The organism is Candidatus Tisiphia endosymbiont of Myopa tessellatipennis (assembly GCF_964031105.1).
Classification (GTDB): domain Bacteria; phylum Pseudomonadota; class Alphaproteobacteria; order Rickettsiales; family Rickettsiaceae; genus Tisiphia.
Genome location: NZ_OZ035005.1, coordinates 619,136 through 632,941, shown reverse-complemented (window position 1 = coordinate 632,941; position 13,806 = coordinate 619,136). Strand labels below are relative to the sequence as shown.

The following is a 13,806-nucleotide window of genomic DNA, read 5'->3' as shown; positions in this document are numbered from 1 at the left end:
TCTAATGTATACTTGTGACTGCTTGATTTCGAGATGACACTGGCTTGCTTTCATCGGCAACAAGCGGCTCAAATTAACTATTTTTATAGTATACATATTTAGCAAGAATAACTATAACAAATATAGGTTTATCCATTATAAATTCATTATGAAAAATACATATTATATTACCACCCCTATTTATTATGTTAATGATATACCTCATATAGGGCATGCTTATACAAGCGTTGCGTCTGACGTAATAGCAAGATTTATGCGTTTATCAGGTAAAGAGGTAATGTTTCTGACCGGTACTGATGAACATGGTCAAAAGGTAGAAAAATCTGCTATTGCCCAAAATGTTGAACCACAAATATTTACCGATACAGTATCTGAAACTTTTCGTATATTAATGCACTCAATGAACATTTCTAATGATGATTTTATTAGAACTACAGAAGCTAGGCATAAACAAGCAGTAAGTAGTATATGGCAAAAATTGCTGGATAGTGGCAATATTTACCTTGATAGCTATAAGGGCTGGTATTCGACGCGTGATGAGGCTTTTTATGATGAATCAGAATTAACAGAAGATGGGCTAGCTCCTACTAAAGCTCCTGTTGAATGGCTTGAAGAACCAAGTTACTTTTTTGCCCTATCAAAATGGCAAGATAAATTATTAGATTTTTACGATGCCAACCCTGATTTTATCAGACCAAGTACTAGACGTAATGAAGTTATTAGTTTTGTCAAATCCGGATTGCATGATTTATCCATATCGCGTTCTAGTTTTAAGTGGGGAATTAAAGTACCAAATGATGAAAAGCACGTAATATATGTATGGCTTGATGCACTAACCAACTATATTTCAGCTTTAGGATATCCAAATGATACAAGCCAGTATAACAAATTTTGGCCAGCTGATGTTCATATAGTTGGTAAAGATATATTACGCTTTCATGCCGTATACTGGTCAGCATTTTTGATGGCAGCTAGCTTGTCGCTACCAAAATGTGTTATGGCACATGGATGGTGGACTAATGAAGGGCAAAAAATCTCTAAATCTATAGGGAATGTAATTGATCCATTGCAATTAATAAAAGAGTTTGGTTTAGATCCAGTTAGGTATTATTTAATGAGAGAGGTAATATTTGGCTCAGATGGTAATTATTCTCGTAGTAGCTTAATCAATAGAGTGAATAGTGAGCTATCTAATAAAATTGGTAATTTATTGCAAAGAACTCTAGCCTTTGTTTATAATAACAATGAGGCAAAAATTCCGTCAATTAGCAAGGAATCTATCGATAGCATTTATGAGTCATTTTTAATGAAGCTATCCCACCAAATTATATCAGAAAATTCACTGTTCACTAAGACTTTTGCTATTAATTCTGTGTTAGAAAATATTATTACTTTAACCGAAGAAGCCAATATTTATATAGATCGAGAAGCCCCTTGGCAGTTAAAAAAAACTGATCCTATAAGAATGAATGAGGTGTTATATACGCTACTTGAGACACTAAGATATATTGCTGTAATGTTACAGCCATTTATTCCTGATTCGGCTAATAAAATGCTTGATCAGCTTGGTGTACCAAAAAGTCAGAGAATGTTTAAACATTTAACAAAGGAGTTTATTTTAATTCCAGGTAGTAACATTAGCCAGCCCAAACCTATATTTCCAAGATTTCAGGATAATACTCGATGAAAATAGAAGTCTATTCTAATTATTTCTTGTAGCATATATTGTAGTTCTTAAACTATGTATGGCCTTAAAACCTAGATAAACGGAAATACGCTCAATAATTATCTGTTGGTGAAATGATATTTCTAAGGCGATGCTCGAATTTTCCACTTGTACATGTAAAATATTTATTCTCTGTCCTTTCTCTTTAGGGCTAGATATTTTTAATGGGCTAGTTTTGCTACTAAATTTTGGTCCAACAATCTTGCTCCAATTAATCATAATTTCTGCAAGCAATGGGTGCTGTTTACCAAAGATTCGTCTAATAATTATGTTGATGTCATGGCTGAGTGGTTTCATGGGCAAAATTAATTATTGTAACCATTACTACTAATATAGCAAAGATAATTGATAATAAAGGAAAATACAGAGAAATAATTGATAATACCATAAGTAATATATTGCATATTATAATTCTACTCACTACTTCCTTATGACTTTTACCATTTCTGACTGCTTTTTGAAAAAAATGCTTTAAATGAGGTTGCCAAATTTTCTCCTTATTAACTAGTCTAATTAGTATGGTTAATCCTCCATCTGCTAGGTAATATAAGCTAGCAATAGATGAAGCAACAAACAAATGGACACTAGATGCTGAAATAAGTAGCAAACATAAACCTAATAAAAATCCTAAGCTTATACTACCTACGTCCCCTAGAAAGATTTTAGCAGGATGCCAGTTAAATATCAAAAAACCTATGGAACATGCTAAGATAATGATGTTAAGCACAATTATAAAATTTATATTTATTATTATATCAGATTTTAGATAACAAAGTATCAATATAGTGATCGATAAATGAATAGATTCAGCACCACTAATACCATCTATTCCATCAAGAAAATTATAAATATTTAAAAAGACAATCAATCCTATTATAGATAGTACAAAATCAATATATAAAGGCAATTCGTGATGAAACAATACTACTGGAGATAAAAATAAAAAAATAGCTATTGTAGAACAAATTATGTGAAAAATTAGCCTTACAAATATTGGAATAGAAATAAGATCATCTAAAAATGAAATGGTAGAAATGATCAGCAATAAAGGTACAATTTTAATTGAGTTTATCAGAGTTTTTGTTGAAAAATATTCATAGGCGATAAGAGCAATTATTACCACTATAACTATCGCAAGCCCACCTCCTCTTGGTGTGATTCTACTATGTACTCTACGTGGATCTGGTATATCTACCACTCCAAAAGATGGAAGACTAGAAATCAATAGCCAAGTAAGAAAGCTTGTTGCTATAAAAGATAATAAAAACAAAAAACTATAATTAATAAAGTTACTCATAACAGCATATTAGATTTAAAACTGAAATATTCATTGGCTGTAATAATTACGTGGTCATGAACCGATATGTTCATATTAGCACAAGTCTCTACTATTTTGTGTGTTAGTTCAATGTCAGTATTTGAAGGCTTACTAACACCACTTGGATGATTATGTACCAATATAATTGCACCAGCTTCATTAAATAAAGCTCTTTTAATTATTTCTCTTGGATATATTGTTGCCTGATCTATAGTGCCTTGGCTTAAAACTTCATCAGCAATTAGGACATTCTTTTTATTTAAAAATAAGATACGAAATTGTTCTGTCTTCATGCTACCCATCGTTGCTTTTAGATAGTCTATTAGAACGTTCCAAGAACTAATTACATTTTGATTTATTACTTTTTGTTTTAGCATTCTGTTAGTTAGTTCACGCATAATGACAAAATTTACATATAAATTATCATTAGTTCCTTTAATATTAAGCAATTTTTCTTTATCTGTATTTATTAAATTAGCGAGACTACCAAATTGTGTTAATAATTCCTTTGCTAATGGTTTTACATCTTTTCTAGGTATTACAAAAAATAATATCATTTCAAGTAATTCATAATCTGCAAGATTTTCTGCAGAAACAATAATACGTTGTCTTAGGCGTTGTCTATGCCCAATATAATGGGGTATATCATCTTTCATATTTAGCTTTTACAATAAGTCTGTTTTATAAGGTGGATGTATCAAATGTTTTGGTGATAAAGTAAAAATGTCAAAACCATCTTTGGTTACGCCTAAACTATGCTCAAATTGTGCTGATAATGATTTATCACTTGTTGTAACTGTCCAACCGTCTAATTTACTTAGATGAGTGGAGTGATGTCCAGCATTTACCATTGGTTCAATAGTAAAAAACATACCTTCCTCCAAGACCAAGCCAGTGCCAGCTTTGCCATAATGTAGAATAGTTGGTTCTGTATGAAATATACGCCCTATCCCGTGACCAGTATAATTTCTAACAACTGAATAATTATGTTTTTCAACATAAGTTTGTATAGCATTTCCGATATCTCCTAAATGTACTCCTGGTTTTACTAGTTCAATTCCTATCATCATAGCATCATAAGTAACCTGCACTAAGCGTTTTGCTTTAATTCCTACATCACCAACATAATACATTCTACTAGTATCACCATACCATCCATCGACAATTACAGTAACGTCGATATTTATTATATCGCCATTTTTAAGGAGTTTATCATTTGGAATACCATGGCATACTACATGATTAACAGAAGTACAAATTGATTTTGGAAACCCATTATAGTTCAAAGGTGCAGGGATTGCATTATTAGACACAATAAACTCATGGCAAAGATCATTTAAATAGATCGTACTCACTCTTGGTTTTACGTAATCAGTAATAAAATCTAGGGTTTCTGCAGCAAGTTTGCCTGCAATATGCATTTTCTTAAAGTTTTCTTGGGAATGAATTGTTATGGTCATAAAATAATTAACTTTTTTTATTAAAATCATCTATTAAAAGCATAGATAACCTGATTGATGTTACTCCATCATTGCGAGGAGCTATTAAAGTGGCTTCTCGCAATGACGTTGGGTAAAAATATTCCAGTCTATTAGCGAGACCACGTGAGTGTAGTGGCAATCCACATTTATTAGATTGCTTTGTCACATTCGGCTTTTCGCTAATAGACGTCAATTTACTACGGCTAGATGCTATCGGGTTAGCTATATAAATATATACTAAATTTCTACTTTTTAAATTATTATTTGAATTTCATTGAATCTTTTTCAATGGTTCTTACCTTATAAAAACTATAAGATAAGGTTATTGTATCCACATCATTCATTTCTTTATCTTCCTCAAAATCAGAGTCTATAAAAAATGTCACTGGCATCAACATTTTTTCTCCTGCTTTTAATAACTGTTCTTCAAAACAAAAACAATGTATTTTAACAAAGTATTTACCAGCTTTATTAGGTGTAACATTATAAATGGAAGTTCCTATTATATCGTCGTTACTTAGATTTTCAGACTCATAAAAAATTAGTGTATTTTGTCCTAGGGTAACTTTAGACCTCCTTTGCTTAGGAATAAATCGCCAAGGCAATTTACTGTCAACATTGGAATCAAATTCTATAGTTATGGTTCTAGTTCCTTTTTTAGGAGAATATATATTGAGTTCTTGTCTTGTGGTAGTACCACCATATCCAGTGACTTTACAAAATAAATTGTAAATTGGTATTGATGCAAAGCTTAAAAAAACCATGCTAAGTACTAAACTAACTAGGGCTAAGGCAAAATTTCTATTAGATTTTTGTAACACAATGTTGCTCTCTTTTTGTAAAAAGTCAAATTTCAATTTTTTACAAGAAGTCTATTTAAAATATTTTAAACTTATGATATTATGTACCCATTCTAGTATATCCCCTAAGTAAAGGAATCTATTTTAAAGGTATTATATGACTAACAAAATCAGTGTGCCAGTAATTTCTGCAGAATCAGGGTTTTATCAGTATTTGCAAAAGATCAATAAAGTTCCGTCACTTTCACAAGAGGAAGAATTTCTACTTGCCAAAGCCTATCTTGAGCAGAATGACCTAGAAGCTGCTCATAAGCTAGTAACTAGTCACTTGAAATTGGTAGCAAAAATTGCTGTTAGATATAGAAATTATGGACTACCTCTAAATGAGCTTGTGTCAGAAGGGAATTTAGGTCTTATGCAAGCAGTAAAGAAATATAATCCTGATTTAGGTTTTCGCTTGTCTACTTATGCTTTGTGGTGGATTAAAGCTTCAATCCATGAATATGTCCTAAGGTCTTGGTCTTTGGTTAAAATGGGTACTACGGCAGCACAAAAAAAGTTATTTTTTAGCCTTGGTAAAATTAAGCATAAAATCACTAACCTATATTCAAGAGCTGTTACAGATCAAGATTTTGTTCAAATCGCTCAAGAACTTGGAGTGACTAAGAATGAAGTTAGTGAAATGAATTCTAGGTTATTTGGTCCAGACTTATCATTGAATAATTTGGTAAATAGTGGAAATGATAACAGTGATAGCGAGCTAATTGAATTTTTACCGGAAACCCGTCCAAGTCAAGAGCTAAGATTAATTAGCCAAGAGGATTCTGTTAACAAACATAATTTGCTAACACAAGCGATGAAGATATTAAATGATCGTGAATTACATATTCTCACTGAGCGTAAATTAAAAGATTCTCCAAAAACTCTTGATACTCTTAGTATTGAATATAAAATCTCTAAGGAAAGAATTAGGCAGATTGAGAACACAGCATTTGAGAAAGTGAAAAACTTTATATTGCAACAGATGCCAAAAGCTGTTTAAGTGGATTACTATAATTTTTCTAGTATACTCAGATGGTTTTACAACATATTAAATTAAATATTAATTCATGAAAGCAATTGCTATACATTTGTTGATTATTTTGATTTCTACGCAAGTATTTGCTGGAAATCAAATTACTAGAAAGAGTTTGAAATTTGATTCATCTAGTGATTGTACAGAAAGATTAGATATTTTGGAAAAAGAGAATCAGCACTTACTTGGCAGAGTCGAAATAATTGAACATACTATTGCCAAATTAGAGAAAATTTTAGGCTCTACAAAACAAGAGGTAATAAATTCTGATGATACCAGTACAACAAAAAATTTATCAGATGATTCTATAGATAGCGATGTATTTGAAATACCGTCTACTAAAGAAGTACAAAAAGAAGTTGTGTCGTATGATACTGCAAAACCCATTTCGGGGATAGCAAAAGATAAGCAACTTTATGACTTAGCACTTGCCTCTTTAAAAGATAATAAATTAACCGATGCAGAAGAAAAATTTGCAAATTTTTTAAAAAATTACTCTAATAGTCCTTTGGTAGGTAATGCGTATTTTTGGTACGGAGAATCTTTTTTTAGGCGTAATATGTTTGATAAAGCGGCTATAAATTATCTAAAAGGTTACAAACAATCACCAAAAGGTTCTAAAGCTTCTGACTCATTGTTAAAATTAGCATTATCTCTTGGAGAATTGAAAAAAATACAAGAGGCATGCTCTATTCTTAATAAACTTGAAACAGAATTTCCGAGTAGACCAGCTACATCAATAAAAAGAGCTAAGGACGCAAGAACCAAATTTGCTTGTAAGCGTTAGGTTCTTATGAACAAAAAGGTAAATAATAATGACTGACATTTTAGAAGAAGTTTTAAATGATAAAAATGAAGAAAAGAAACTTTATTACTTTAAAAAACTTCTTCCTATAACTATAATCCTCGCACTAATAGTTGTATTATTTATGCTAATAAACAATTGGCTTGGCGGTAAGAAAATAAAGAATAATCAAAAGACAGGTAATATTTTAGTTAAGTCTATGTCGCTTATCAATGACAACAAAGACCTAACCATAAAGTCGTTGGATAATTTAATTGAAACAAGTAATAATAAAGTAGGAGAGCTTGCTGCTATCGAACAAGTTAGCATAAAAATACATCAAGGAGATTTTATAGAAGCTAGAACTTTATTAAAGAAAATTATTGATAACAAGAATTATACCGAATTAACAAGTGCATATGCACGTCTAGTTTGGTTAAGTTTAATGATAGACGAAACAAATTTATCTAATGTAAACACTAATGAAATCGAGGAATATTTAAATTATTTTGATGATGAGAATAAACCATTCTTTGGTACTGCCAATATTATCAAAGCAATTTGGTATATTAACAATAACTCAAAAGATTTAGCAGAAAATACCTTGAAAAAGGTAATATCACTAGAAAGTACAACTCAAGTAGTTAAAGAGCAGGCTAAAGCTTTACTTTCAAACTTACAATAAACTTCAATTAGGGATAAGAATTAGTTAATTCTTATCCCTAATTGGCTTTAATATAAGGAAAAATGCATTCTTAAAGCGGTTGAATGCATTTTAAACCTTTCTAAAGCTAGAAACATGATTTTAAAAGATTAAAATCATGTTTTTAGCAAAATGGATTGCCACGCTCACATACGTTCGCTCGCTAATAGACATATACGTCTATAAAACGTCTATTAGCGAGGAGACCGTAGGTCGACAAAGCAATCTATAATTTCGCGTAATAACAAAGGCTTAAATTATGATAAAACAACGATTAATTATTTTCTTACTACCTTTTATTCTAACTTCTTGCGGTCTTGGAGCTAAAAAGATTAAAAATATTGTAGAATTAACTCCTAGATTATCTGTAGAAAGTAATGAAACAATTCAAATAGATTCTACTGTAAAAACAAATATATTTAGCCCTGAACAGCTTCAAAATAAGGAATATACTGTTGCAAAATATAAAATAATATCAGAGCCAGTTTTTAATAAAGCTGTTGCCTATACCATTGATACTAAAGGTAATATTTCTGCTTTTTCTATGAAAGATAAATCTATTATGTGGTCATATAATATCAGCACTAACAAGAGTGATTATTATGTTGGTGGAGGGATATTATGCCACAATGATAAACTATATGTTACCTATGGTTCAAGATTCTTGGTAGTATTAGATAGTAGGTCAGGTCATGAAATAATCAGAAAAGAGTTGCCTGATATTACTAGAGTAAAACCGGTATTAATTAATAATCATACTATTGTAGTTCAAACAGTAGCTAATCAAATATTAGCGATTAATATTGATAATTTAAATTTTGTTTGGCAACATGAAGGTGTAATAGAAACTTTGTCATCAAGTTACCATGTTAGCCCAATAGTACAAAATAATCATGTAATAGTAAATTATAATTCAGGGCAAATTCTTGCTCTAGAAGCAGGTAGCGGTCGAGTTCTATGGACTAACGATTTATCTAGTCATCAAGAAATAGGCTTGCCAAATTTTGAGGCAGCATCTATATTATGCAAACCTATTGTCAATAACTCTCACATATATATAGCTAATAGTGCTGGTAAGATAGTAAAGCTAGACATCATGACGGGTAATATTCTTTGGCAAACCAAAGCTTATGATGTGCAATCTATGTTGTTAGCGGGTAATAGTTTATTTATAACAAATAATGCTGGACAAATAGCTGCTATAAGTACTGATTCTGGTAAAGTCAAGTTTGTAGCAGATCTAAATGATGGGAAAGATATTAAAAAAGTTAAAGCCTCATCATTCCTAACCCCTATAATTGGTAAGGTAGCTGAGGCAGAAGAGTGGAATTTAAATATTATTTCCACTAAAGGTGAATTATATAGTTTCCAATCAGATGTTAATGGTAATTTAAGCACCACTCCACAGATTACTAAAATTACTAAAAATATTGAATATCATGAAAAAACCTGCTGTGGTAGTATGTATTTTGCTACTGATAAAAAAATTATGTTTGTCGATTAGTCAAGAACTATGTTAAATATATATTTACATTTATCTTGACAAAATAGTGGTTATAATGCTATTTAGTATAGCCTAGGTTGGGGCAATGATAACATTAATTCTAATTAATAAAGATATATAACGTGAAAACTTATTCTGCAAAACCATCACAAATTCAGAAAAAGTGGTGGGTCATAGATGCTAAAGACCTTGTATTAGGTAGACTTGCTAGTGAAGTAGCTAAAATCTTACGTGGCAAACATAAGCCTTCCTTCACTCCTCATTTAGATTGTGGAGATTATGTAATAATAATTAATTCCAAGCATATTTGCTTGACAGGTAAAAAATCAGACCTTAAAGATGGTAAGTTTTATTATCGCCATACTGGTTTTCCAGGTGGAATAAAGGATACAACAGCTGGAAAAATTCTGTCTGGTAAATATCCTGAACGTGTCGTTAAGCTTGCTGTAAAAAGAATGATTACGCGAAATGTTTTGGGATCAAAGCAGATGGGTAATCTATATGTCTATGCAGAGAATGAACACCCACATAAAGCTCAGCAACCTGAGTTTTATGATTTTGCAAGCAAAAATACAAAGAATAAAAAATAGTGAATTATGACAATATTAAAGGTTCAAAGTGAGAAAACCAAAAGCGATACAGTTCAGAGTAAGTTAGTTAAGCCTAAAACGCTTGTAGGAAGTAGTGATAATAAAGTCTATGGTACAGGTAGAAGAAAAAGTGCAATTGCTAGAGTTTGGTTAAAAAGTGGTAGTGGTAAGGTAATTGTCAACAAAAAAAATATGGAGCAATATTTCACTCGTGAAGCTCATACCAAATCTCTTTTGCGACCATTTGTTGTAACCAATACTGCTGGACAATATGATATAATATGTACTGTCAGAGGCGGTGGAATATCAGGACAACTGGGTGCTGTACTACACGGTGTTTCTAGGGCTCTTGACAAAATTGCACTAGAATTTCATAGTATTTTACGCAAATCCGGTTTCTTAACAAGAGACTCAAGGGTTGTAGAACGAAAAAAATATGGTAAGCATAAAGCTAGAAAAAGTACTCAATTCTCTAAACGTTAAAATTTTACAGAGTCTGTTTGGAGTTGTCTAGCATGTGATTTTCTGAAGCTCTTTCCATCATGGCGGGGTAGCTCAGTTGGTTAGAGCAGCGGAATCATAATCCGCGTGTCGGGGGTTCAAATCCCTCCCTCGCTACCACAAAATGCTAATTCATGTGGTAGTTTATTATCGACTTTGTGTAATGGGGGTTTTCATAATAAGAATCAACAACTAATTCTTTAAAGCATTAAGTATACTGCGATTTTTTTATATTTTATATATGAAAGTTATTAGTGCTACTTGATGTCTATGCTATTATGCGGTGAATGTACTCGAAATTCTTCAAGTTCTTGCAAACATTATTATGAAAAGGATTATATTCGGTTTAATAGCTGAGTATGTGGCTATTATTATTTATAAAATTAAATTTTATCAAATTCTTCACCATCGTAAAAGATATTATGTTGGTGAGATTGATATTATCGCCCTACGTGGAAAACAACTTGTTTTTATAGAAGTAAAAGCAAGGCGTTCTGACGTTGATGATCGGATATTGTCAACTCATCAACAAGCAAGAATAAAAAGATCTGCTAGTGTATTTTTAAGCTCTAACCCAAAATACCAAAATTATCAAGTTAGATTTGACCTAATAATTATTAAACCTTACAGTATACCAATTATTATTGAAAACGCATGGTAATAGAGTTCTTTCTACTACACTATACACTCAAATGCTAACTGACTAAGTAATTATTTTAAAATTATTGCTTGACCAATAAAGCAATATATGTCAAAAAGATCATACTCATATAGTCTGAGACTTCTCTTAAAACTAGGCCGCTATAGCTCAGAGGTAGAGCACATCATTGGTAATGATGAGGTCGTAGGTTCAATTCCTACTAGCGGCACCAATTTTTTATTAGTTGTAATCCTTAAAGTCCTAGTACTCATAAGCTTTCTTCCTATAATTTGCATTAATATTTAAAGACTATCTAAACTTGATATATTTGTCCTCAGTACAGGACAAAGAGATTAAGGAGAGAATAAAAAATAGTAGATAACGCGTAGACAAAGCTCTATTAGTTAGGTTGTTAAAGACTTAAGAGGCAAGAGAATGATTACAGCGTTATCACAATTAATAGGAGACTACTTTTTTAATAGTTTTGCAAGTATAAAATTAATAGAACAAATAATATTAGGATTACTGCAAGTGAGAGATGTAAATCTTACACAACTTGCCTTAACGATAAAAGGAGACAAGCAAGAATCACGCTATAAGAAATTACAGAGATTTTTTGCCAAATGTGAATTATCTACACATCCTTAGCCAAGTTACTGGTTAGGTTGGCTGGAATTGATGCTGAACAATGGTTATTAGTGCTTGATCGGACAAATTGGAAATTTGGTAAGCTTGACATCAATATTTTAGTATTATCTATTTGCCATAAAGGCATTGCTATACCAATTATGTGGGATATGTTGCCAAAAGCAGGAACTTCTAATAACGTTGAACGTCAGCAATTAATGGAAAGGTTTATTACTGTATTTGGCATAGAGAAGATGTCAGCATTGCTTGGGGATCGGGAGTTGATTGGTGATTTATGGCTAAAGTTTTTAGCTGATAAAATGATACCATTTTATATTAGAATCACAGCCAATCTTACCATTGGTAGAACAGAAGATGAATTAGTTACTGCTAATCATTTAATTAAGAGGTTACAGAATGGTGAATATATGTTGTTTAAAGGAAAAAGATATTTGGGTAAGAATTATAAAGAACCTAAAGTATCTGTAGCGGCATTGCGTAATGATCAAGGGAGAATTAGTAATCATAGCTACCAATGATAACCCTAATATAGCACTAAATATATATAAAAAAAGATGGGAAATAGAAAATCTTTTTGCTTGCCTTAAAACACGAGGATTTAACTTTGAAAACACCCATATAATACATTTAGATAGAATTAGTAAATTGCTTGGTTTACTTGCTATAGCATTTACTTTTGCTTATGTTGTGGGTCAATGGCAAAATTCTATCAGACCCATAAAGCTTAAAAAACACGGTAGAAAGTCTATCTCCTTATTCAGGTATGGCTTAGATTACTTGCAGAGAATATTTTTGAATCAGTGGATGTTTAATTTATCTGAGCGAAATGGACATAATAAAACAGTAGTTGCTGTAGCTAATAAACTGGCAAGAGTGGTGTTTGCAGTACTAAGGTCAGGGGATGATTATGTAGAGAGTAAAGTTTGTAGCACAGAGCTATTATAATTAACATAAAATAAAATAAATAGTGGTTTATTAATTAATAGGTAAACAAAGAATATGTAAGAGATTCCAACCCGGAATATGCGTGAGATAATAATATTGATGGTAAATAAGACAAACCTTAGCTTACAAAGAAACTGATGACTACAATGGCTCTTTGAAGCCGATAAAATGATAAGTATATAGTAAATTTGTAAGCCAGCGAATTCCATCAGGGCTGTAGGATAAATTACACATAATTTATTAACTATAAGCCGGATACATGTATGCATTTGCATTTTTGCTATTAGATGTTATTTTTTTCTTGCATTTTACAGGAGGTTCATACATGTAGTCAGTAACGAGAATTTAATTCTACACTCCACTCGTCGCATAATACTCACGTTCTATAGCATAATTTCTGCTCATATTTATCTCGAAGATGAGTCGCGATAAGAGGTACGAAGCAATATTGCAGGACGAGAATTTCTATTTGGAACAGTTGTAATATACATGAAAGAGATTATATCTCTAAATTCTAGCATTGTCAAATAGAAAATATCATTTACATGACTACAAATCTTATAGCAAAATCCTTATAAACCTTATTCTTTAGGTGTTTTAAGCACTTTTTCGTCTAGAAGATGAGTAGCGAGGAGGCGATGGAATCGCCGACGTGGCAATCTTTCGAAGTAGCAACCCTTACTTCACAAGATCGCCACGGCATCTAACGCACAACTGTCAAAAGTTTACAAATACCTATACTACAGCGTCATTGCGAGCGAACGTATGTGAGCGTAGCAATCCATTTTGCTAAAATAAAAACATGATTTTAAAAGATTAAAATCATGTTTCTAGCTTTAGAAAGGTTTAAAATGCATTCGCGTTAGCCGCTTTAAGAATGCATTTTTCCTTATATTAAAACCGCTTCCTCTTCTAACTTTCAACAGTTGATGACATCTGAGCTATTAAACCGATGTCTTACATCAATAGTTGAGGTTAACTATACTGAAAAACTTGAAGTATTTGCAAAAATATCATAAGTTACAAAAAAGTTACTATTTATTAGGGTTGTTAATATAATTTTCGTGATGTTATTTGATATTACTTGATTA

Annotated in this window: 17 protein-coding genes and 2 tRNA genes; 13 read left to right on the top strand and 6 right to left on the bottom strand. The window is 31.6% G+C overall.

All coding sequences use genetic code 11. The features are described 5' to 3' along the window. Positions 1–148: 148 nt before the first annotated feature. Entirely contained in the window at positions 149–1,687 is a 1,539-nt protein-coding gene (gene metG, locus AAHN03_RS03190) for a methionine--tRNA ligase (protein ID WP_342279074.1), read from the top strand. A gap of 15 nt (positions 1,688–1,702) precedes the next feature. On the opposite strand, the gene AAHN03_RS03185 is transcribed toward metG, so the two are convergent. The 6 genes from AAHN03_RS03185 to AAHN03_RS03160 form a co-directional block, all read right to left on the bottom strand. Continuing rightward, entirely contained in the window at positions 1,703–2,023 is a 321-nt protein-coding gene (locus tag AAHN03_RS03185) for a DUF721 domain-containing protein (protein ID WP_341752329.1), read from the bottom strand. Next, positions 2,004–3,023, bottom strand: a complete 1,020-nt coding sequence (locus AAHN03_RS03180; protein WP_342279073.1) for a UDP-phosphate alpha-N-acetylglucosaminyltransferase — start codon at positions 3,021–3,023, stop codon at positions 2,004–2,006. Before AAHN03_RS03180 ends, AAHN03_RS03185 begins: the two co-directional genes overlap by 20 nt. Beyond that, a complete protein-coding gene (radC, locus tag AAHN03_RS03175) occupies positions 3,020–3,700 on the bottom strand; it encodes a RadC family protein (protein ID WP_342279072.1) in 681 nt (226 codons plus the stop codon). Before radC ends, AAHN03_RS03180 begins: the two co-directional genes overlap by 4 nt. Before the next feature lie 9 nt (positions 3,701–3,709). Further along, positions 3,710–4,504, bottom strand: coding sequence for a type I methionyl aminopeptidase (gene map / locus AAHN03_RS03170; protein ID WP_342279071.1), 795 nt, complete (start codon positions 4,502–4,504; stop codon positions 3,710–3,712). Positions 4,505–4,511: 7 nt separating this feature from the next. Then, the gene (locus AAHN03_RS03165) at positions 4,512–4,691 is read right to left on the bottom strand and encodes a hypothetical protein (protein WP_342279070.1); all 180 of its coding nucleotides are present in this window, start codon (positions 4,689–4,691) and stop codon (positions 4,512–4,514) included. Positions 4,692–4,785: 94 nt separating this feature from the next. Further along, on the bottom strand, positions 4,786–5,346 hold the full coding sequence (locus tag AAHN03_RS03160) for a cytochrome c oxidase assembly protein (protein ID WP_341748108.1): 561 nt from the start codon (positions 5,344–5,346) through the stop codon (positions 4,786–4,788). A gap of 136 nt (positions 5,347–5,482) precedes the next feature. On the opposite strand from AAHN03_RS03160, the gene rpoH reads away from it, so the two are divergent. The 12 genes from rpoH (at position 5,483) to AAHN03_RS03100 (ending at position 12,715) form a co-directional block, all read left to right on the top strand. Next, positions 5,483–6,367, top strand: a complete 885-nt coding sequence (gene rpoH / locus AAHN03_RS03155; protein ID WP_342279069.1) for an RNA polymerase sigma factor RpoH — start codon at positions 5,483–5,485, stop codon at positions 6,365–6,367. 67 nt (positions 6,368–6,434) lie between these two features. Further along, complete coding sequence (gene ybgF / locus AAHN03_RS03150) at positions 6,435–7,187, top strand: tol-pal system protein YbgF (protein ID WP_342279068.1); 753 nt, start codon at positions 6,435–6,437, stop codon at positions 7,185–7,187. Positions 7,188–7,215: 28 nt separating this feature from the next. After that, positions 7,216–7,869 (top strand): DUF2659 family protein, encoded by a 654-nt coding sequence (locus tag AAHN03_RS03145; protein ID WP_342279067.1) that lies wholly within the window; start codon positions 7,216–7,218, stop codon positions 7,867–7,869. Between the two features lie 280 nt (positions 7,870–8,149). Next, positions 8,150–9,391, top strand: a complete 1,242-nt coding sequence (locus AAHN03_RS03140; protein ID WP_342279167.1) for a PQQ-binding-like beta-propeller repeat protein — start codon at positions 8,150–8,152, stop codon at positions 9,389–9,391. Positions 9,392–9,513: 122 nt separating this feature from the next. Then, positions 9,514–9,981: a 50S ribosomal protein L13 gene (gene rplM, locus AAHN03_RS03135; RefSeq protein WP_342279066.1), complete on the top strand. Its 468-nt coding sequence runs from the start codon at positions 9,514–9,516 to the stop codon at positions 9,979–9,981. A 6-nt stretch (positions 9,982–9,987) separates the two neighbouring features. Further along, a complete protein-coding gene (gene rpsI, locus AAHN03_RS03130) occupies positions 9,988–10,464 on the top strand; it encodes a 30S ribosomal protein S9 (RefSeq protein WP_342279065.1) in 477 nt (158 codons plus the stop codon). Positions 10,465–10,525: 61 nt separating this feature from the next. After that, a tRNA-Met gene (locus tag AAHN03_RS03125) sits at positions 10,526–10,602 on the top strand. Between the two features lie 205 nt (positions 10,603–10,807). Beyond that, complete coding sequence (locus tag AAHN03_RS03120; protein WP_342279064.1) at positions 10,808–11,143, top strand: YraN family protein; 336 nt, start codon at positions 10,808–10,810, stop codon at positions 11,141–11,143. Positions 11,144–11,279: 136 nt separating this feature from the next. Beyond that, positions 11,280–11,354, top strand: a tRNA-Thr gene (locus AAHN03_RS03115). 203 nt (positions 11,355–11,557) lie between these two features. Further along, a complete protein-coding gene (locus tag AAHN03_RS03110) occupies positions 11,558–11,770 on the top strand; it encodes a hypothetical protein (protein ID WP_342279063.1) in 213 nt (70 codons plus the stop codon). A gap of 17 nt (positions 11,771–11,787) precedes the next feature. Then, complete coding sequence (locus tag AAHN03_RS03105) at positions 11,788–12,288, top strand: hypothetical protein (RefSeq protein WP_342279062.1); 501 nt, start codon at positions 11,788–11,790, stop codon at positions 12,286–12,288. Continuing rightward, entirely contained in the window at positions 12,251–12,715 is a 465-nt protein-coding gene (locus tag AAHN03_RS03100; RefSeq protein ID WP_342279061.1) for a transposase, read from the top strand. The genes AAHN03_RS03105 and AAHN03_RS03100 overlap by 38 nt, the downstream gene beginning before the upstream one ends. The last annotated feature ends 1,091 nt before the right edge of the window (positions 12,716–13,806 follow it).